Source organism: Streptomyces sp. NPDC032745 (assembly GCF_055579465.1).
Map to the genome: position 1 here is coordinate 473,313 of NZ_JBVING010000006.1, position 18,899 is coordinate 492,211.

16 protein-coding genes are annotated in these 18,899 nt (G+C 72.8%); 12 read left to right on the plus strand and 4 right to left on the minus strand.

Annotated elements, in window-relative coordinates; all coding sequences use genetic code 11:
* Positions 1–46: 46 nt before the first annotated feature.
* Entirely contained in the window at positions 47–556 is a 510-nt protein-coding gene (locus tag ACZ5WG_RS19170) for a cysteine dioxygenase (RefSeq protein ID WP_468724511.1), read from the minus strand.
* Between the two features lie 648 nt (positions 557–1,204).
* On the opposite strand from ACZ5WG_RS19170, the gene ACZ5WG_RS19175 reads away from it, so the two are divergent.
* The 3 genes from ACZ5WG_RS19175 to ACZ5WG_RS19185 all read left to right on the plus strand — a co-directional run bounded on the left by ACZ5WG_RS19175 (position 1,205) and on the right by ACZ5WG_RS19185 (position 6,857).
* Entirely contained in the window at positions 1,205–1,468 is a 264-nt protein-coding gene (locus ACZ5WG_RS19175) for a WhiB family transcriptional regulator (protein WP_003983763.1), read from the plus strand.
* Positions 1,469–1,725: 257 nt separating this feature from the next.
* Positions 1,726–5,382, plus strand: a complete 3,657-nt coding sequence (locus ACZ5WG_RS19180; RefSeq protein WP_468724512.1) for a glycosyltransferase family 2 protein — start codon at positions 1,726–1,728, stop codon at positions 5,380–5,382.
* The gene (locus ACZ5WG_RS19185) at positions 5,379–6,857 is read left to right on the plus strand and encodes a DUF5719 family protein (RefSeq protein ID WP_468724514.1); all 1,479 of its coding nucleotides are present in this window, start codon (positions 5,379–5,381) and stop codon (positions 6,855–6,857) included. Before ACZ5WG_RS19180 ends, ACZ5WG_RS19185 begins: the two co-directional genes overlap by 4 nt.
* Positions 6,858–6,879: 22 nt before the next feature.
* Here the strand turns inward: ACZ5WG_RS19185 and ACZ5WG_RS19190 are convergent, their stop codons facing one another.
* Positions 6,880–7,359 carry a metallopeptidase family protein gene (locus tag ACZ5WG_RS19190; RefSeq protein WP_468724515.1) on the minus strand — a complete coding sequence of 160 codons (480 nt, stop codon included), beginning with the start codon at positions 7,357–7,359 and terminating at the stop codon, positions 6,880–6,882.
* Positions 7,360–7,496: 137 nt separating this feature from the next.
* On the opposite strand from ACZ5WG_RS19190, the gene ACZ5WG_RS19195 reads away from it, so the two are divergent.
* From ACZ5WG_RS19195 to ACZ5WG_RS19220, 6 genes are all read left to right on the plus strand, one after another.
* Positions 7,497–7,877 carry a DUF3499 domain-containing protein gene (locus tag ACZ5WG_RS19195; protein WP_053791100.1) on the plus strand — a complete coding sequence of 127 codons (381 nt, stop codon included), beginning with the start codon at positions 7,497–7,499 and terminating at the stop codon, positions 7,875–7,877.
* Positions 7,878–7,953: 76 nt separating this feature from the next.
* The gene (locus ACZ5WG_RS19200; RefSeq protein ID WP_468724517.1) at positions 7,954–9,324 is read left to right on the plus strand and encodes a phosphomannomutase/phosphoglucomutase; all 1,371 of its coding nucleotides are present in this window, start codon (positions 7,954–7,956) and stop codon (positions 9,322–9,324) included.
* 85 nt (positions 9,325–9,409) lie between these two features.
* A complete protein-coding gene (locus ACZ5WG_RS19205; protein ID WP_030296876.1) occupies positions 9,410–9,595 on the plus strand; it encodes a Trm112 family protein in 186 nt (61 codons plus the stop codon).
* Between the two features lie 140 nt (positions 9,596–9,735).
* Entirely contained in the window at positions 9,736–10,869 is a 1,134-nt protein-coding gene (locus ACZ5WG_RS19210; protein ID WP_468724519.1) for an SIS domain-containing protein, read from the plus strand.
* Between the two features lie 43 nt (positions 10,870–10,912).
* Positions 10,913–12,070: a mannose-6-phosphate isomerase, class I gene (gene manA, locus ACZ5WG_RS19215; protein WP_468724521.1), complete on the plus strand. Its 1,158-nt coding sequence runs from the start codon at positions 10,913–10,915 to the stop codon at positions 12,068–12,070.
* A gap of 93 nt (positions 12,071–12,163) precedes the next feature.
* The gene (locus ACZ5WG_RS19220) at positions 12,164–13,093 is read left to right on the plus strand and encodes a cation diffusion facilitator family transporter (protein WP_468724523.1); all 930 of its coding nucleotides are present in this window, start codon (positions 12,164–12,166) and stop codon (positions 13,091–13,093) included.
* A gap of 74 nt (positions 13,094–13,167) precedes the next feature.
* Here ACZ5WG_RS19220 and lepB read toward each other — a convergent pair whose 3' ends face one another.
* Positions 13,168–13,839: a signal peptidase I gene (gene lepB, locus ACZ5WG_RS19225; protein WP_468724524.1), complete on the minus strand. Its 672-nt coding sequence runs from the start codon at positions 13,837–13,839 to the stop codon at positions 13,168–13,170.
* Between the two features lie 341 nt (positions 13,840–14,180).
* Between lepB and ahcY the strand changes: the two genes are divergently transcribed.
* Entirely contained in the window at positions 14,181–15,617 is a 1,437-nt protein-coding gene (gene ahcY / locus ACZ5WG_RS19230) for an adenosylhomocysteinase (RefSeq protein WP_468724525.1), read from the plus strand.
* Positions 15,618–15,706: 89 nt separating this feature from the next.
* Positions 15,707–16,324 carry a hypothetical protein gene (locus ACZ5WG_RS19235; protein ID WP_468724527.1) on the plus strand — a complete coding sequence of 206 codons (618 nt, stop codon included), beginning with the start codon at positions 15,707–15,709 and terminating at the stop codon, positions 16,322–16,324.
* Between the two features lie 53 nt (positions 16,325–16,377).
* On the opposite strand, the gene ACZ5WG_RS19240 is transcribed toward ACZ5WG_RS19235, so the two are convergent.
* Positions 16,378–17,355, minus strand: coding sequence for an RDD family protein (locus ACZ5WG_RS19240; protein WP_468724528.1), 978 nt, complete (start codon positions 17,353–17,355; stop codon positions 16,378–16,380).
* Positions 17,356–17,466: 111 nt separating this feature from the next.
* Here ACZ5WG_RS19240 and ACZ5WG_RS19245 point away from each other — a divergent pair, with 111 nt between their 5' ends.
* Entirely contained in the window at positions 17,467–18,474 is a 1,008-nt protein-coding gene (locus ACZ5WG_RS19245; protein WP_468724530.1) for a stage II sporulation protein M, read from the plus strand.
* Positions 18,475–18,899 lie beyond the last annotated feature (425 nt).

The following is an 18,899-nucleotide window of genomic DNA, read 5'->3' on the forward strand; positions in this document are numbered from 1 at the left end:
CGCAGGCCGTCGTTGAGGGGTGGCGGCCGGGCGTGGTCCGGTCGCGTCAGACGGAAAGGGCCTCGGGCCGGGCAGGGGAGCAGTTGTGCATCGGCATCTCGGTCAGGCCCGGGAAGTAGACGTGCAGGCTGACCGCTCCGTCGAGGCCGTCGTTGACGACCTCGTGGGCGTACCCGGGGGCGAAGACGCGCTGGGAGCCGGCGCCGAGGGCGAGCGGTCCGCGCGGGCCGTGCTCGGTGAGCTCGCCGTCGAGGACGGTCAGGACGCCGGAGGAGGAGCCGTGGTCGTGCAGGCCGCTGCCCTGGCCGGGGATCCAGCTGAGCAGCCAGACCTCGTAGCCGGGGCCGGTGCGCAGCCGGTGGTACCAGCGGGTGGTGGCGTCGTACTCGACCAGGTGCTCCCACTCGGCGCGGTTCGCGGCGATGGTGCGCGCGAGGCCGACGAACTCGGCGACGGTGGCCGGGTGCTCGCGGGCGGGCTGCAGGAGGTGCTGGACGGAAAGGATGTCGCCGGCGATCTGGAGGTCGCTCTCGACGGTTACGGGAGTGGTGTTCATCGGGGAGTCCTCGATGGATGTCAGTCGTGCTGGCGGTCGCTGTGGGGGTGGCCGGAGCTCAGGGGAGCCGGGGGCTCCGAAGGCATCAACAGCAGCAACAGCAACAGCGAACCTGGGCAGCGCACAGGAACCCACGAATGGGGGTCCGGGTGGCTGCTGAGGTCACTGACATGGGCACAAGGAGACCGGGTCGGGGGCCGGACTGTCAACCCAATGCCTCGTTTGTCGCGAAAGTTTCATCTGATCCGGTTGCTGTGCTCGGAGAAAGGTTTGTGCATTCCGATGAAGGGGAGGTGGCGCTCCACGTCGCACCGGAGCCCACCCGGACCGCCCGGACAACGACACGCCGCTCCGTGACCGGAATGTGATCTGCGCCGCTTCTTTGGCTTGATCGCAACCACGCCGCGGAGTGGCACGTCGATTGCGGGTGAACAGGGGCACAGTGGGGCGCCAGTGGCATGTGTCACGATTTTTGGCGATATGAACACTTTCTGCATACGCTTGGTTCCGCAGAGTGAATAAGGGGCCCAATAGCAGATCTCGGCTTGACTGCGCTGGAGCGGCCCACTTGTAATTTCACTCGTGTCGTTACGTAGCGATCAGTAACGGCACCACCACGGGGACGCACAGACAGAGCGAGGGGCGCACATGACCGAGCTGTTTCAGGAACTGCTGGTCGAGGAGGCGGACGAAGAGCTCGGATGGCAGGAGCGCGCTCTTTGCGCCCAGACCGACCCCGAGTCCTTCTTTCCCGAGAAGGGCGGCTCCACCCGCGAGGCCAAGAAGGTCTGCCTCGCCTGCGAAGTCCGCTCCGAATGCCTCGAGTACGCCCTCGCCAACGACGAGCGATTCGGCATCTGGGGCGGCCTGTCCGAGCGCGAACGCCGACGGCTGAAAAAAGCAGCGGTCTGAGTACGCAGCGCAACACTGGGCAACACTGGGCAACACCGGTCGGTACGCAGAACGACCTTTGGAACAAAGCTTCAGAACAAAGCAATGAGCAGAGCAAACGGTCCGCCTCCTGCACCTTCCCCGCAGGAGGCGGACCGCTGTGTTCCCAGCCGTTAGTGTGGGGCGCTGTCCAGCAGCCTCCGGGAGCACAACCACCCCCGGACCCACTCCCCGGGCCGCGTCCGGGGGGACCCCCAGGCCGGAGGGCCAGTAGAGCGATGTCCCTGCACAGCCAGTCGACGGCCTCCTACCAGGCTGCCGCCACACCCGAGTTCCCCCGGCACGTGGTCACCGCGGTCCTCGTCGCCCACGACGGCGCCCGCTGGCTGCCCAGGACGCTCGCCGGCCTCCTCGGCCAGGAACGCCCCGCGCAGAGCCACGTCGCCGCCGACACCGGCAGCGCCGACGAATCCGCGCGCCTGCTCGGCGAGGCCCTCGGCGAGGACCGCGTCCTCCACCTCGCCCGCCGCACCGGCTTCGGCGCCGCCGTCGAGGAAGCCACCCGCACCGCGGGCACCCTGAGCCCCGAGGACCTCCCGTACCTCAAGCGCCCCAGCGGCTGGGACCCCGTCAGCCGCACCTGGCGCGACGACGCCTACGACCTCCCCGAACTCCCCCACGGCGAACCCGTCCAGTGGCTCTGGCTGCTCCACGACGACAGCGCCCCCGAACCCGACGCCCTCACCGAACTGCTGCGCGTCGCCGAGGACAACCCCGACGCCGCCGTCATCGGCCCCAAGCTGCGCGGCTGGTACGACAAGAAGCAGCTCCTCGAGGCCGGCGTCACCATCGCCCGCAGCGGCCGCCGCTGGACCGGCCTCGACCGCCGCGAACAGGACCAGGGCCAGCACGACCAGGTCCGCCCCGTCCTGTCCGTCTCCACCGCCGGCATGCTCGTGCGCCGCGACGTGTACGAGGCCCTCGGCGGCTTCGACCGCCGCCTGCCCCTCATGCGCGACGACGTCGACCTCTGCTGGCGCGCCCAGAGCGCCGGCCACACCGTCCTCGTCGCACCCGACGCCGTCATGCGGCACGCCGAGGCCTCCGCCCGCGAGCGCCGCACCGTCGACTGCGCCGGACGTACGAGCTCCAGCCCGCACCGCGTGGACAAGGCGGGCGCCGTCTACACCGTGCTCGCCAACAGCTCCGGCCGCGCCCTGCCGTACGTCCTGCTGCGCCTCCTCGTCGGCACCGTGCTCCGCACCCTCGCCTACCTCGTCGGCAAGGCACCCGGTCAGGCCGTCGACGAGATCACGGGCCTCCTCGCCACCCTGCTGCGCCCGGGCCGGATCCTGGGCGCCCGCCGCAGACGGGGCCGCCCCACCGTCCCCGCCAAGGAACTGCGCCCCCTGTTCCCGCCGCCCGGCGCGAGCCTGCGGGCCAACGCCGAACAGCTCGCCGGGTACTTCGGCGGCGACCGCGACACCGACACGGCCGCCATCGGCCGGCACGGGGGTGCCGTCGAGTCCGGCCCCGGCGGCGACGACGCCGACTACCTCGAGATCGAACAGTTCGCGCGCCTCAAGCGGATCGCCCGCAACCCCGCGCCCGTCCTCTTCGCCCTCCTCCTGCTCGTCTCCGTCATCGCCTGCCGCGCCCTGCTCGGCGGCGGCTCCCTCATGGGCGGCGCCCTGCTGCCCGCCCCCGACAGCGGGCTCGCCCTCTGGCGCAGCTACACCGACGACTGGCAGCCCGTCGCCGCCGGCTCCACCGCCGGAGCGCCCCCGTACCTCGCCGTCCTCGGCGCCTTCGCCACCCTGCTGTTCGGCTCCACCAGCGCGGCGCTGACCCTGCTGCTGGTCTGCTCGGTCCCGCTCGCCGGGCTCACCGCCTACTTCGCCTCCCGGCCGCTCGTCGACTCCCGGCTGCTGCGCGCCTGGGCAGCCGTCGCCTACGCCTTCCTGCCCGCCGTCACCGGCGCCCTCGCCGGCGGCCGCCTCGGCACCGCCGTCCTCGCGATCCTGCTCCCGCTCATCGCCCGCTCGGCGGTCGCCGCCTTCACCTTCGGCTCCGCCGAAGCCGACGGCGGCGCCGGAGGAACCGAAGGCGACCGGGGCGGCTGGCGCCCGGTGTGGACGTACACCCTCCTGCTGACCCTGGCCACCGCCTTCACCCCCGTCGTGTGGCTGCTGGCCGCAGTCCTCGGCACCGCCGCCCTCGTGCTGCGCCGCGCCCGGTGGAAGAGGTACGGCCTGCGGCTGCTCGCGACCCTCGCCGTCCCGCTCCTCGTGCTGGCCCCCTGGTCGCTGACCCTGCTCATGCACCCCGGCCGGCTCCTGAACGAGGCCGGCCTGCCGTTCGGATCCGGCTCGGCCACCGCCCTGGACCTGCTCGGCATCAGCCCCGGCGGCCCCCGGACCGCCGGCGGCCTGCTGCTCGTCGGCATCGTCCTGGCCGCCCTGGCCGCCCTGCTGCGCGCCGAGCGCCGGTTCGCCGTCCGCACCGCCTGGGCCGCCGCCCTGACCGCCCTGCTCCTGGCCGTCGTCGTCAACCGGACCGGCTGGGCCGGGCCCGCCACCCTCGTCTACGGACTTGCCCTCCTCGCGGCCGCCGCCGTCGGCGCCGAGGGCGCCAAGGAGCGGGTCGCCGCCAGCAGCTTCGGCTGGCGCCAGCCGCTGGCCGCGCTGATCGCGCTCGGCGCCGCCGCCGGCCCGCTGCTCGGCGCCGCCGGCTGGATGATCAGCGGCGCCGACGGCCCGCTGGAGCGGCGCGACCCGGTCCAGGTCCCCGCGTTCGTCGCCGAGGAGAGCGGCACCCGCGACCAGGCCCGCACCCTCGTCCTCGGCGGCACCTCGCCCGCCACCGTCTCCTACACCCTGGTCCGCGGCTCCGGCGGCCGCCTCGGCGACGCCGAACTCGCCGCCGCGGCCGGCAGCAGCCCCCAGCTCGACAAGGTCGTCTCCAGCCTCGTCGCCGGCTCCGGCGCCGACCAGACCGACCAGCTCAGCGGCTTCGCCATCCGCTACATCCTGGTCCGCGACGGGGCCCCGCAGCAGATGCGCAAGGTCCTCGACGCCACCCCGGGCCTCAGCCGCCTCAGCCAGCTCGACGGCAGCGCCCTGTGGCGCGTGGACCGCCAGGTCGCCCGCGCCGCCATCGTCTCCGGCAAGCCGGGCGAGGCCCCCATCCCGGTCGCCTCCGGGCCCGTCGAGGCCCACACCAAGATCCCGGCGGGCGAGGCGGGCCGCGTGCTGCGCATCGCCGACCGGGCCGCCCCCGGCTGGCAGGCCACCCTCGACGGCAAGCCGCTCAAGCCCAAGACCCTCGACGGCTGGGCGCAGGGCTTCGAACTGCCCGCCGCCGGCGGCCGCCTCGACCTCGTCCACGAGGACGCGCTGACCCGGACCGCCTGGCACTGGGCCCAGGGCCTGCTCGCGCTCGTGCTGCTCGTGATGGCCCTGCCCGGCCGCCGGGCGAGCCTCGACGACGACCTGCCCGAGGAGGAGGCGGAAGCCGCCGACCGGTCCGCCGCGGGCGAGGCCGGAGAGGGCCGCCGGGCCCGCCGGCTGCGCGCGGAGGCGGAGTCCGCGGCTGCCGCGACGGCCGCAGCGGCGGAACCCCCGGGCGCGGTCGCCGATCCTTACGCGGAGATCCCGGCGCAGCCGGTGTACGGGGAGGAGACGTACGCGTACCAGGCCTACGGCGACCAGGGCTACGCGTACGACCAGCAGCCCCAGCAGCCCCAGCAGCCGTACGTGCCGGCGCCCGCCCAGGCCCCGGAGTACGAGCAGTACCCCTACCCGCAGCAGGGCTACGACGACCGGCAGGGGTACCCGCAGCCGCCGCAGCAGCCGTACCCCTACCCGCCGTACGAGCAGCCGTACGACACCTACGGACAGCACGACCCGCGTCCGGACGGGAGCCCCCAGCAGTGAAGCAGCGCGCACCCCTGACGCTGGCGGCGGTGGCCGCGGCCCTGGCGGCCGTCACCGGCGTCGGATACCTCACCGCCCCCGCAGCCCCGGCCGCCGACGACCGGACGGCGGCCGCGGCCCGGATGCCGGTGGAGCGGTCCGCGCTGGTGTGCCCGGCGCCCAGCTCCTCGGACATCGCGGAGACCACGTACACGGCGATCACCCCCGGCGCGGCCGGCGGCGGCAAGGGCACGGCCCGCCTCCTCGGCGCGACCAAGGAGGCCAAGCCGGTGCTCGAGCTCAAGGAGCGCGGCAAGCCGGCCGGGGCCGCCGCCTCCGGCGCGGAGGCCCCCGCACTGGTGGGCGTCGCCGACGGGATCCTGGCCCCCGGCTGGACCGCGCAGCAGACCACGAAGGTCTCGGTCGGCCGGGCGCGCGGCGTCCTCGGCGTCGGCTGCACCGCGCCCGGCACCGACTTCTGGTTCCCCGGCGCGAGCACGGCCAAGGGGCGCGAGGACTACGTGCACCTCACCAACCCGGACGACACCGCGGCCGTGATCGACATCAAGATGTTCGGCCCGGACGGGGCGGTCAAGTCCGAGGGCGGCACCGGCGAGAACATCCGGATCGACCCCAAGTCCACCAAGTCCGTCTCGCTGGCCTCCCTCGCCCCCGGGGCCCAGCTCGCGGACGTCACCGCCCACGTGACGACCCGGGCCGGCCGGGTCGGCGCATCCGTGCAGGTCGGCGAGGAGGGGGTGGGCGCCGACTGGCTGCCGGCCTCCACCGACCCGGCGGGCTCGCTGGTGCTGCCCGGGATCCCGGCGGACGCCACCTCCGTACGGCTGGTGGCCTTCGCGCCGGGCGAGGAGGACGCGGACCTCACGGTCAAGCTGGCCGGGCCGAACGGCTCGATCAGCCCGGCGGGCAACGAGCAGCTGCACCTCAAGGGCGGCATGACGGCCAGCCTCGACCTGAAGGACGTGACCCGCGGCGAGGCGGGCTCGCTGCTGCTGGCCCCGGCGAACGACAAGAAGGCCGTACCGGTGGTGGCCGCCGTACGCGTGGTCCGCGGCAGCGGCGCCAAGCAGGAGCTGGGCTTCGTCCCGGCGACCGGGCCGGTGGGGACGCGCGCGACGGTCGCCGACAACCGGGCCGAGGAGAACGCGACGGTGCTCTCGCTGACGGCGGCGGGCGGAACCGACGCGAAGGTGAAGGTGACGGCCTCGCCGGGCACCGAGGCGGGGGAGCCGGCCTCGAAGGAGGTCACGGTCAAGGCGGGCACGACGCAGACGGTGTCGCTGGCCCCGGCCGGGGCCAAGGGCGCCTACGCGCTGACGGTCGAGACCGTCTCCGGCGGCCCCGTGTACGCGGCCCGCACCCTGACCCTGCCCCACGAGGGCACCCCGATGTTCACGGTCCAGCCGCTGTCGGACGACCACGCGATGGTCTCGGTCCCCAAGGCCACCCAGGACCTCACGGTCCTGACCGACTAGCGGGTGTCCGCGGTACGGCCCGTCAGTCCTGGCCGTACCGCGGGTCGACCGTCTCCGGGGACAGCCCCAGCAGCTCCGCCACCTGCTCCACCACGATCTCGTGCACGAGCAGCGCCCGCTCGTCCCGGCTCTTCGTGCGGATCTCCACCGGCCGCCGGAACACCACGACCCGCGCCGGCCGCCCCGTCCCCGCAGCCTCCGACAGCGCCCCGAGCGGCACCGCCTCGTCGTTCCAGCCGGCGTCCGGACCGCCCGGCGGTCCCGGGACGTCCGCGACCACGAACTCCACCTCCGCCAGCTGCGGCCAGCGCCGCTCCAGCCGCTCGACCGAGTCCCGTACGAGGTCCCCGAACAGCTCCGCCCGGCTCGCCGACAGCGGCACCTGCGGCGGGGCCAGCGGCCCGCGCATCCCGCGCCCGTGCCGGTCGCGACGGCGGGCCCGCGGCTCGGCGGGAGGCTCGGCGGGGCGGGGCGGGCCGGGGGGCAGGGGGCTGTCCGTCACCCCCGCAGCGTAGCCCCCGCAACCCCTCCCACCCGGGGGTTTCCGGACCCGCCGCGCCCCGCCGCAGGCACGACACGGGGAGTGGCCCGTGGGAGAGTCGTCGCGGCCCGGTCAAGAGTGCGGTACCGTCCAACGTCGTGAGCCTTGTACGTCGCTGTTCGCGCACTGCGTGCGGCCGCCCTGCCGTCGCGACACTGACGTACGTCTACGCCGATTCGACCGCAGTTCTCGGCCCGCTCGCCACCTACGCGGAACCCCACTGCTACGACCTGTGCGCCGAGCACTCCGAGCGCCTGACCGCCCCGCGCGGGTGGGACGTCGTGCGCCTCACCGACGGCTCCGCACCGTCCCGCCCGAGCGGCGACGACCTCGAAGCCCTCGCCAACGCCGTCCGCGAAGCGGCCCGCCCCCACGACCGTGCCGCCGAGGCCGGCGGAACCCGGCCGGGCAGCGGCGGCGGCAACACCGGGGAGACCCGTCGAGGACACCTGCGCGTCCTGCGTTCGCCCGACTCCTGACATACACATGGTCTGAAAAGTCGCTCTCCGTGCAGGGTAGGTTTGCCCCACGCACAGCACCTCAGGAGGGCAGGCAGTGGCCGCAGATCTTTCGAACATCGTCAAGGCGTACGACGTACGTGGTGTCGTACCGGACGAGTGGGACGAGGCGCTGGCCGAGCTGTTCGGTGCTGCCTTCGTGGAGGTCACCGGCGCCACGGCGATCGTCGTCGGCCACGACATGCGGCCCTCCTCGCCCGCCCTGTCCGGCGCCTTCGCGCGCGGCGCCGCCGCACGCGGCGTCGACGTCACCCTGATCGGGCTGTGCTCCACCGACCAGCTGTACTACGCCTCGGGCACGCTGGACCTGCCCGGCGCGATGTTCACGGCCTCGCACAACCCGGCCCGCTACAACGGCATCAAGCTCTGCCGGGCCGGAGCCGCCCCCGTCGGCCAGGACACCGGCCTCTCCGCCATCCGCGAGCTCGTCGAGAAGTGGTCCGACCAGGGCGCCCCGGCCGTCGCCGACGGCACCGTCCCGGGCACGGTCACCGAGCAGGACACCCTCGCCGGGTACGCCGAGCACCTCAAGTCCCTCGTCGACCTGAGCGGCATCCGCCCGCTGAAGGTGGTCGTGGACGCCGGCAACGGGATGGGCGGCCACACCGTCCCGACCGTCTTCGAGGGCCTGCCCCTCGACGTCGTCCCGATGTACTTCGAGCTGGACGGCACCTTCCCGAACCACGAGGCCAACCCCCTCGACCCGAAGAACATCGTCGACCTCCAGGCCCGCGTGAAGGCCGAGGGCGCCGACCTCGGCCTCGCCTTCGACGGCGACGCCGACCGCTGCTTCGTCGTCGACGAGCGCGGCGAGGGCGTCTCTCCGTCCGCCGTCACCGCCCTGGTCGCGGCCCGCGAGCTGGCCCGCAACGGCGGCACCGGCACCGTGATCCACAACCTGATCACCTCCTGGTCCGTCCCGGAGGTCGTCCGCGAGCACGGCGGCACCCCCGTCCGCACCCGCGTCGGCCACTCCTTCATCAAGGAGGAGATGGCCAAGTCCGGCGCCATCTTCGGCGGCGAGCACTCCGCGCACTACTACTTCAAGGACTTCTGGAACGCGGACACCGGCATGCTCGCCGCGCTCCACGTCCTCGCGGCCCTCGGCGGCCAGGACGGCCCGCTCTCCGAGCTGGTCGCCTCCTACGACCGCTACGAGGGCTCCGGCGAGATCAACTCCACCGTCGCCGACCAGGCCGACCGGCTCGCCGCCGTCAAGGCGGCGTACGGCTCCGCCGAGGGCATCACGCTCGACGAGCTCGACGGCCTGACCGCCAGCTCCGCCGACTGGTGGTTCAACCTGCGCGCCTCCAACACCGAGCCGCTGCTGCGCCTCAACGTCGAAGCCCGCGACCCCGCGACCCTGGTCAAGGTCCGCGACGAGGTCCTCGCCCTCGTCCGCGCCTAGTGCCGTGTCACCGCCGGGCCGCGCGACGTGCGGCCCGGCGGTACGCTGACCTCGCCCAATCCGCATGTTCGAAGGGAACCGCCCCATGCCGCTCGAAGCCGGCCTTCTGGAGATCCTCGCCTGCCCCGCCTGCCACTCGCCCCTCGAGGACAAGTCGGCCGACGAAGCGGCTCCCGAGCTGATCTGCACCGGCCGGGACTGCGGCCTCGCCTACCCGGTCCGCGACGGCATCCCGGTCCTCCTCGTCGACGAGGCCCGCCGCCCCGCCTGAGCCGCCGCCCGGCACCCGGGGCGTCCAGCCCCAGGCCGCGCGGGCACCGAACAGGCACCACGGGGCGCCCGTCGCAGCGCCGGGCGCCCGAGCAACCGAGTCGCCCGCCCTTCTGAACCAGCTGTCAGCCGGAGGCCGCAATGCTCGACGAGTCGCTCCTCGACGCACCGGACGAACTCGCCCGCGCCGACCGCCGCGGCCTGCTCCGCGGCGCCGCCGAGGCAGGCGCCAGAGTCCGTACCGCAGCCCGGCACGCGACCGAGGCAGGCCTCGCCGACCTGCGTCCCGACGGCCGGCCCCGTGCCGTCCTCATCGCGGGCCCCGGCACTGCCGCCACCGGCGTCGCCGACCTGCTCGGCGCCCTCGCGGGAGCCTCCGCACCCGTCACCCGCCTGCACCCCACCGGCGTCGCACACGCCGCCGGCGCCCTGCGCTGGGCGCTGCCCGGCTGGGCCGGCTCCGTCGACCTGCTGCTCATCGCCACCACCGACGGCACCGAACCCGGGCTCGCCGTCCTCGCCGAGCAGGCCTACCGGCGCGGCTGCACCGTCGTCGCCGTCGCGCCCGAGCGCTCCCCGCTCAGCGAGGCCGTGGACGGCGCGCACGGGCTCCTCGTACCGATGGCCAAGGCCCCGTACCAGGAGTACGACGAATCCGCCGCGGCCGGACCCGGCGCCCTGTGGGCCCTGCTGACCCCGCTGCTGCTGCTCCTCGACAAGGTCGGGCTGATCACCGCCGCCCCGGACACCCTCCAGCGCGTCGCCGACCGGCTCGACCACACTGCCGAGCGCTGCGGACCGGCCATCGCCACGTACTCCAACCCGGCCAAGACCCTCGCCGCCGAGCTCGCCGACACCCTCCCGCTCATCTGGAGCGAGGGCGCCGGCGCGGGCCCGGCCGGCCGCCGCTTCGCCGCCACGCTCGCCGAACTCGCCGGCCGCCCCGCACTGGCCGCAGACCTCCCCGAGGCGCTGCCCGCCCACGGGGTCCTGCTCGCCAGCTCCTTCGCCGCCGGCGCCGATCCCGAAGACTTCTTCCGTGACCGGGTGGAGGAGCCCCAGGCCCTCCGTGCCCGCATCGTCCTGCTGCGCGACCGGCCCACGGGCGGCCTCACCGCCGCCCCGGCCGCGCGCGAGCTCGCCCTCAGCCACGACACGGCCATCAGCGAGCTCGAACCAGAGGAAGGCAGCGAACTGGAACAGCTCGCCGAACTCCTCGCCGTCACGGATTTCGCCACCGCCTACCTGGCGCTGGCGACCAGGGGACACGGCTGAGCACACCACCGTGCCGGCCCTTCATCCAGGAAGACGGACGAAGATGGACCGCCTGACGAACACGATCCGCCCCTACGCCTGGGGATCGACCACCGCGATCCCCGAGCTCCTCGGCGTCGCACCCACCGGGGAGCCCCAGGCCGAGATGTGGATGGGCGCGCACCCGAGCGCCCCGTCCCGCCTCGACCGCGGCGCCGGCGAGACCACCCTCGCGGACGTCATCGCCGCCGACCCGGAGCGAGAGCTCGGTGCGGCCGCCGTCGCCAGGTTCGGCCCCCGGCTGCCCTTCCTCCTCAAGATCCTCGCGGCGGGCGCCCCGCTCTCCCTCCAGGTCCACCCCGACCTCGCGCAGGCGAAGGAGGGCCACGCCGACGAGGAGCGCCGCGGGATCCCCGTCGACGCGGCCCACCGCAACTACAAGGACCCCAACCACAAGCCCGAGATGATCTGCGCGATCACCCACTTCGACGGCCTGTGCGGCTTCCGCCCGCCGCTGGAGGCCGCCGACCTGCTCGCGGGCCTCGGCGTCAACTCCCTCGTGCCGTACGTCGACCTCCTGCGGGCCCACCCGGAGGAGGCGGCCCTGCGCGAGATGCTCACCGCCGTACTGACCGCGGACCGCGCCGAGATGGCCCGTACGGTGGCCGAGGCCGGCGCCGCCGTCGAACGCCTCGGAGGCCCGTACGCGCCGTACACCTCGCTCGTGCACCACTTCCCGGGCGACCCGGGCGTGATCGCGGCCATGCTCCTCAACCACGTCCGACTCCAGCCCGGCGAGGCCATGTTCCTCGGCGCCGGAGTCCCGCACGCCTACCTCGACGGCCTCGGCGTGGAGCTGCTGGCCAACTCCGACAACGTGCTGCGCGCCGGGCTCACCCCCAAACACGTGGACGTGCCCGAGCTCCTGAAGATCGTGCGGTTCGAGCCCGGCGACCCGGCCGTGCAGCGCCCCGAGGGCAACGGCGAGGAGGTCTACGAGAGCCCCATCGACGAATTCCGCCTCTCCCGCTTCGCCCTGGCCGCCGGCGCCGCCCCGCACACCCTCCCGGACGACGCCCCGCAGATCCTGCTCTGCACGGCGGGCCGCCCGAAGGCCGGCGAAGTGACGTTGTCCCCCGGAGAGTCGGTCTTCATCCCGGCAGGCGAAAAGGTCGAACTGTCCGGAATCGGTACCATCTTCAGGGCCACCGTCGCCCTCTGACGTGGCCTCCGGCGCTACGACTGCAACAATGTGCCGCCGTAGCGCGGCGCCCCGGGCAGGGGCGCCGTACCGAGGAAGGGACTCCGGAAACCCATGAGCGCGTCGGGCGGTACCAGGGCGATCGTGGCGGCACTCGCCGCCAATCTCGCCATCGCTGTAGCCAAGTTCGTGGCCTTCGTCTTCAGCGGGTCGTCGTCGATGCTCGCGGAAAGCGTCCACTCGCTGGCCGACTCCGGGAACCAGGGGCTGCTGCTCCTCGGCGGAAAGAAGGCCCAGCGCGAGGCGACGCCGCAACACCCCTTCGGGTACGGGCGCGAACGCTACATCTACGCCTTCCTCGTCTCCATCGTGCTCTTCACCGTCGGCGGCATGTTCGCCATCTACGAGGGCGTCGAGAAGGTCCAGCACCCGCACCCCATCGAGGCCTGGTACTGGCCGATCGGCGTGCTCGTCTTCGCCATCATCGCCGAGAGCTTCTCCTTCCGTACGGCGATCAAGGAGTCGAACGAGATCCGCGGCTCCCTGTCGTGGAGCCAGTTCATCAGGCGCGCCAAGGCCCCCGAGCTGCCGGTGGTCCTGCTGGAGGACTTCGGCGCGCTCGTCGGCCTGGTCCTGGCCCTCGGCGGCGTCGGCCTCGCGCTCGCGACCGGCGACGGCGTCTGGGACGGCATCGGCACCCTCTGCATCGGCACCCTGCTCCTCGTCATCGCGGTCGTGCTGGCCGCCGAGACGAAGTCCCTGCTGCTCGGCGAGGCCGCGGGCACGGAGGACATCGACAAGATCAAGGCCGCGCTCGTCGACGGAGACGTCGTCACCCGCATCATCCACATGCGCACCCTGCACCTCGGCCCCGAGGAGCTCCTGGTCGCCGCGAAGATCGCCGTCGAGGGAAACGACACCGCGGCGCAGGTGGCGGACGCCATCAACGCCGCTGAGGCCCGGATCCGCGAGGCGGTCCCGATCGCCCGCGTGATCTACCTGGAGCCGGACATCTACCACGCGGAAGCAGCCGCGAAGGGCTGAGCCCCCGTCCGTACGAAGGCCCCCGCAGCGCAGATGCGCCGCGGGGGCCTTCGCGTGGACGCGGCGGGCCGGCGCTACCAGGCGACCGCGTGCACCCGCCCTGCCCGCCGCGCCCGCTTGCGCACCACGAGGGCCGCGATGCCCAGCCCGCCGCCGACGAGGAACAGGGCCGTTCCGAGGAGGCCTGCCGCGCCGGCCGCCATGAAGCCCACGGGCGCCGCGACGGCCCTGCCCCGTACCGCGGAGACCGGCAGGGTCCCGTTGTGGTCGGAGATCCGCAGGTGCGAGTCGAACGAGTTGCCGCGGTTGTCGCCCATGACGAACATCCGCCCCTCGGGCACGGTGACATCGAAGGGGGCCGTCGCCGGTGTGGCCCGGTCCTTCAGGTACGGCTCGTCGAGCGGCACGCCGTTGAGCATCAGCGCGGGATCGCCTGCCTTGTACGAGATCCGGTCGCCGCCGAGGGCCACCACCCGCTTCAGGACGTCCCCCTCCTGGACCCAGGTCGGAGCCGAGATCAGGGCGATGTCCCCGCGCCGGATGCCGTTCCCCCCGCCGAGCATGAAGTAGGCCGTGTCCCCGCGCCGGTACGTCGGGTCCATCGACTGGCTCGGGACGGAACGGGACGTGTACCCGTCCCCGACGAGGACGGCGGTCGCCACCGTCACCCCGAGGGCCATCACACCGCCGAGCACCAGCAGCACCATCGCCCAGATCCCGAGTCTGCGCCCCGGCCTGCGCTCCATGTAAGCGTCCCCTCCCGAACTGCAGTACGTGCGCGGGAGATCGTACGGGCTGCCGGACCCCGCCGAACCCGTCCAGGACCGCCGGACCGCCGCCGTTCCCGTCCGCCGGACGGGCCTCGCCGGGGCGGCGACTTCTTCCCCGGCCCACTGGGGCGCGCTCGGCCGATCGGTGTAGATTCGTCATCAGTGTCAGGCGTCGCTGCTGATGGCGGTCGGGCGGTCCTCGCGACCGGCCGAGGGGAGAGAGGGCCCCCGACGGACTGAGTGCTCGGTGCACCGTCCCCACAGGCGATGCGCGGCTCAGCCGTACCCACCCTCTCGAACCATGAGGAGCAGCACCCATGGACTTCAAGGTCGCAGACCTTTCCCTCGCCGCCTTCGGCCGCAAGGAGATCACCCTGGCCGAGCACGAGATGCCCGGCCTGATGTCGATCCGCCGGGAGTACGCCGAGGCGCAGCCGCTGGCCGGCGCCCGCATCACCGGCTCCCTGCACATGACCGTGCAGACGGCCGTCCTGATCGAGACCCTGGTCGCCCTCGGCGCCGACGTCCGCTGGGCCTCCTGCAACATCTTCTCCACCCAGGACCACGCGGCCGCCGCCATCGCCGTCGGCCCGAACGGCACCCCGGAGAACCCGCAGGGCGTCCCCGTCTTCGCCTGGAAGGGCGAGACGCTGGAGGAGTACTGGTGGTGCACGGAGCAGGCGCTGACCTGGCCGAACACCCCCACCGGCGGCCCGAACATGATCCTCGACGACGGTGGTGACGCCACCCTCCTCGTCCACAAGGGCGTCGAGTTCGAGAAGGTCGGCTCCGCCCCGGACCCGTCCACGGCGGACTCCGAGGAGTACGGCCACATCCTCACCCTGCTGAACCGCACCCTCGGCGAGACCCCGCAGAAGTGGACGCAGCTCGCGTCCGAGATCCGCGGTGTCACCGAGGAGACCACCACGGGTGTCCACCGTCTGTACGAGATGATGGCCGAGGGCACGCTGCTGTTCCCGGCGATCAACGTCAACGACGCCGTGACGAAGTCGAAGTTCGACAACAAGTACGGCTGCCGCCACTCGCTCATCGACGGCATCAACCGCGCCACCGACGTCCTCATCGGCGGCAAGGTCGCGGTCGTGTTCGGCTACGGCGACGTCGGCAAGGGCTGCGCCGAGTCGCTGCGCGGCCAGGGCGCGCGCGTCATCGTCACCGAGATCGACCCGATCTGCGCGCTGCAGGCGGCCATGGACGGCTTCCAGGTCGCGACGCTGGACGACGTCGTCGAGACGGCGGACATCTTCATCACGACCACGGGCAACAAGGACATCATCATGGCCTCGGACATGGCCAAGATGAAGCACCAGGCGATCGTGGGCAACATCGGCCACTTCGACAACGAGATCGACATGGCCGGCCTGGCCAAGATCGAGGGCATCGTCAAGGACGAGGTCAAGCCGCAGGTCCACACCTGGAAGTTCCCCGACGGCAAGGTCCTGATCGTGCTCTCCGAGGGCCGTCTGCTGAACCTGGGCAACGCGACCGGCCACCCGTCGTTCGTGATGTCGAACTCCTTCGCGGACCAGACCCTGGCCCAGATCGAGCTCTTCACCAAGCCGCAGGAGTACCCGACCGACGTCTACGTGCTGCCCAAGCACCTCGACGAGAAGGTCGCCCGCCTCCACCTCGACGCCCTCGGCGTCAAGCTCACCACGCTCCGCCCCGAGCAGGCCGACTACATCGGCGTCAAGATCGAGGGCCCGTACAAGCCGGACCACTACCGCTACTGATCCCCACGCGGCAGTAGCGACAGCACGTCACGCAGGCCCCCGGCGGAGATGCCGGGGGCCTGCCCCTTACTCAGGCAAGGACCGACACGATGCCCCGCGGCCGCTACTCGCTCCACGACCCGCACGATCACACCCCCCTCGGCGAGGAGCACTTCCACTGCGCCCCCGGCCCCTCCGGCTGGCGCTACGTCTCCCAGCTCACCGGCCCGGACGGCGACCACCGCGGCTCGGTCGACCTGGCGGTCGACGAACTGGGCCGCCCCATCCGCCTCGAGGTGAACGCCTCCAGCTGGCAGGTCCGCGGCGCCGCCATCGACGGAGTCACCTGGGTGCGCTCCGACCCCGCCGGCACCGAGGCCACCGAGGGCAACGTCCCCGCCGCCGGCTTCACCGGCACCTCGCCGGCCTTCCTCGTCGCGACGGCCCGCCTGCTGCGCCTGGCCCCCGGCGCCCCCGCCACCCGGGTCCGGCTCGTCGCCCTCACCGACCCGGTGCTGGCCCCCCGTACGGTCGACCAGGCCTGGGCGCTGCTGGGGCGCGCCGAGCACGCGACGGACAGCGGCCCGCTCGTGGTGGACGAGTACCGGGTCACCGCCCTGGACACCGGCGAGGTCCACACGGTCCACCTGGCCGGGGACGTGGTCCTCGCGGCCCCGGGCATCGAGCTCGAGCACCTGGAGACCCCGCCCTCGACGTTCGAGGAGTAGCCGAGTAGCCGAGTAGCCGGAGTAGCCGGAGTAGCCGGAGCCGGAGGAGCCGCTCAGGCAGGCGGGGCGAACCCGGTCGGCCGTACGGGCTCCACCGGCGTGGCAGGCACGGCGGGAGCAACCGGCGCCGCGGCGGCCGGAGCAGCCGCCGGTACGACCGGCATCACCGGCACGGCGGGGACGACGGGCACGGGCGTGACCGGCAGGTGCCCGCCGGGAACGGGAGCACCGAAACCCGCCGGCCCGCCAGGACCCACAGGACCCACAGGACCCACAGGGTGGCCGGGACCGAAGGCGCGCGCCGCATCCCGCACCTGCCGCTCGTGCACCACCGCCATCAGGAACGCGGCAGCCGGCACCCCCACCGGCGGCGGCGTCCCCGTACGACCGACCAGATCGTCCGCGAGCTTCGCCGCCATCGCCGCGCCCACCTGCGGGTCCAGCTGGTTCATCCGCGTCAGGTACTGCCGTATCGCCAGCCACAGCCCGTCCGGCACGGCCGACAGATCCAGCCCGGAGAACCGCCCGGCCAGCCATGGTGGCGGCGGAGGCATCGGCATCACCGGAGCCCCGGCCACCCGCTCCCGGACGACCAGCGCGCCCGCGAACACATCACCGAGCCGTCGCCCCCGCGCCGACACCAGCGACGCGATACAGGCCACGGCCCCGAAGGTCCCCAGCAGCTCCACGACCCCCATCGCCCCGCGCACCAGCGCATGCCGGAAGCGGATCGGCCCGCCGTCGTCGCGCACCACCCGCAGCCCGCAGGCGAGCTTGCCGAGCGAGCGCCCGTGGGACAGCGTCTCCACCGCGATCGGTACGCCGACCAGCACCAGGACGAAGCTCGCCACCGACACCGCCGCCTGCGCGGCCACGTCCAGCGAGGCGATCGCGAAGGTCAGCCCAATGGAGATGATCAGATAACCGGTGAGGTACACGAGCAGGTCGAGGAAGATCGCCAGCGCCCGGCTCGGCAGCCTCGCCGGCCGCAAACCCAGGACGACCGCGTCCCCCGTCACCAGATCGCTCACCCTGCACACCTTTCCCGTGACCGGACCCGCCCCTTGGTCATCCAGTCTGCCAAGCTGACCACGGTAGGAGTAAGCAGAAGCAGGGTCCTGGGGCAGGGGAGCGGTAACCGGATGGATCTCGACGTCTTCGTGGCGGCCCACCGGGCGGAATGGGACCGCCTCGAACAGCTGCTGGGCCGCGGCCGCCGACTGACCGGCGCCGAGGCGGACGAGCTGGTCGCGCTCTACCAGCGGGCCTCCACGCACCTGTCCCTGATCCAGTCCAGCGCCCCCGACCCCAGGCTCACGGGCCGGCTGACCCAGCTCGTCGCCCGTTCCCGTGCCACGGTGACGGGCGCCCGCCGCGGCGGCTGGCGCGACGCGGCCCAGTTCTTCACCGCCGGCTTCCCCGCCGCGGTCTACCGCAGCCGCCACTGGTGGATACCGACGGCGGTGGTCTCCGTCGCGATCGCGGTGCTCATGGGCTGGTGGATAGCCACGCACCCGGAGGTCCAGAGCGCCATCGCGGCTCCGGACGACCTGAAGGCGCTCACGAAGCCGGGGGGCGGGTACGAGACGTACTACTCGAGCAACCCGGCGGGTTCGTTCGCCGCGCAGGTCTGGACGAACAACGCCCAGGCGGCGGCGATATGCCTGGTCCTGGGCGCGTTCCTGGGGATTCCGGTGCTCTGGATCCTCTTCCTGAACATGCTCAACCTCGGCACCGGCATCGGCCTGATGGCATCGGCCGACCGCCTGGACGTGTTCCTCGGCCTGATCCTGCCGCACGGCCTGCTCGAACTGACGGCGGTCTTCGTCGCCGCGGGCACCGGCCTCCGCCTCGGCTGGACGGTCATCGACCCGGGCCCCCGCACCCGCCGTGTCGCCCTCGCCGAGCAGGGCCGCGCCGCGCTGGGCATGGCGATCGGCCTGGCGGTGGTCCTGTTCATATCGGGCCTGATCGAGGGCTTCGTAACCCCCTCCGGCCTCCCGACCTGGGCCCGCATCGCGATCGGCGTCGTCGCCGAGGCCGCGTTCCTGGCGTACGTCTACGTCCTGGGCGGCCGGGCCTCGCGCGCCGGCGAGGCGGGCGACGTGGAGGCCGCCGACCAGACGGCGACGCTGCCGTCCGCGGCCTGATGTGCGTACGACCCCGCTGAGCTGCTAGTCTCCTCGTCGTCCCGCAGCGACTGTTGACACAGGTGCAGTGGGGAGGTAGATTTGAACGGTTGCCTCGAACTGGACAAGTTCGGCATCGATCGTCTAATGTCTCTCTCGCCCCCAAGGAATTGAATTCCAGTGGGGCTCGGTCGACTCCTCATCCAGGAATCCGAAGCCGGGAAATCCGGTGGAAAACTTCTGATAGAGTCGGCACCGCCGGAAAGGGAAAACGCGAAAGCGAAAACCTGGAAAGCGAACCCCGCTTCGACCGGGAATCGGACACGAAAGAGTCTGATAGAGTCGGAAACGAAGAACGAAGCCCGGAGGAAAGCCCCAGTAAGTGTTACTGAGGGTGAGTACAAAGGAAGCGTCCGTTCCTTGAGAACTCAACAGCGTGCCAAAAA

What these genes read in the sequence shown, in the direction of transcription:
- ACZ5WG_RS19170 (WP_468724511.1), bottom strand. Translation starts at nt 556, where the DNA reads ATGAACACCACTCCCGTAACCGTCGAGAGCGACCTCCAGATCGCCGGC.
- ACZ5WG_RS19175 (WP_003983763.1), top strand. Translation starts at nt 1,205, where the DNA reads ATGACCGAGCTGTTTCAGGAACTGCTGGTCGAGGAGGCGGACGAAGAG.
- ACZ5WG_RS19180 (WP_468724512.1), top strand. Translation starts at nt 1,726, where the DNA reads ATGTCCCTGCACAGCCAGTCGACGGCCTCCTACCAGGCTGCCGCCACA.
- ACZ5WG_RS19205 (WP_030296876.1), top strand. Translation starts at nt 9,410, where the DNA reads ATGCCGCTCGAAGCCGGCCTTCTGGAGATCCTCGCCTGCCCCGCCTGC.
- ACZ5WG_RS19210 (WP_468724519.1), top strand. Translation starts at nt 9,736, where the DNA reads ATGCTCGACGAGTCGCTCCTCGACGCACCGGACGAACTCGCCCGCGCC.
- manA (WP_468724521.1), top strand. Translation starts at nt 10,913, where the DNA reads ATGGACCGCCTGACGAACACGATCCGCCCCTACGCCTGGGGATCGACC.
- ACZ5WG_RS19220 (WP_468724523.1), top strand. Translation starts at nt 12,164, where the DNA reads ATGAGCGCGTCGGGCGGTACCAGGGCGATCGTGGCGGCACTCGCCGCC.
- lepB (WP_468724524.1), bottom strand. Translation starts at nt 13,839, where the DNA reads ATGGAGCGCAGGCCGGGGCGCAGACTCGGGATCTGGGCGATGGTGCTG.
- ahcY (WP_468724525.1), top strand. Translation starts at nt 14,181, where the DNA reads ATGGACTTCAAGGTCGCAGACCTTTCCCTCGCCGCCTTCGGCCGCAAG.
- ACZ5WG_RS19235 (WP_468724527.1), top strand. Translation starts at nt 15,707, where the DNA reads ATGCCCCGCGGCCGCTACTCGCTCCACGACCCGCACGATCACACCCCC.
- ACZ5WG_RS19245 (WP_468724530.1), top strand. Translation starts at nt 17,467, where the DNA reads ATGGATCTCGACGTCTTCGTGGCGGCCCACCGGGCGGAATGGGACCGC.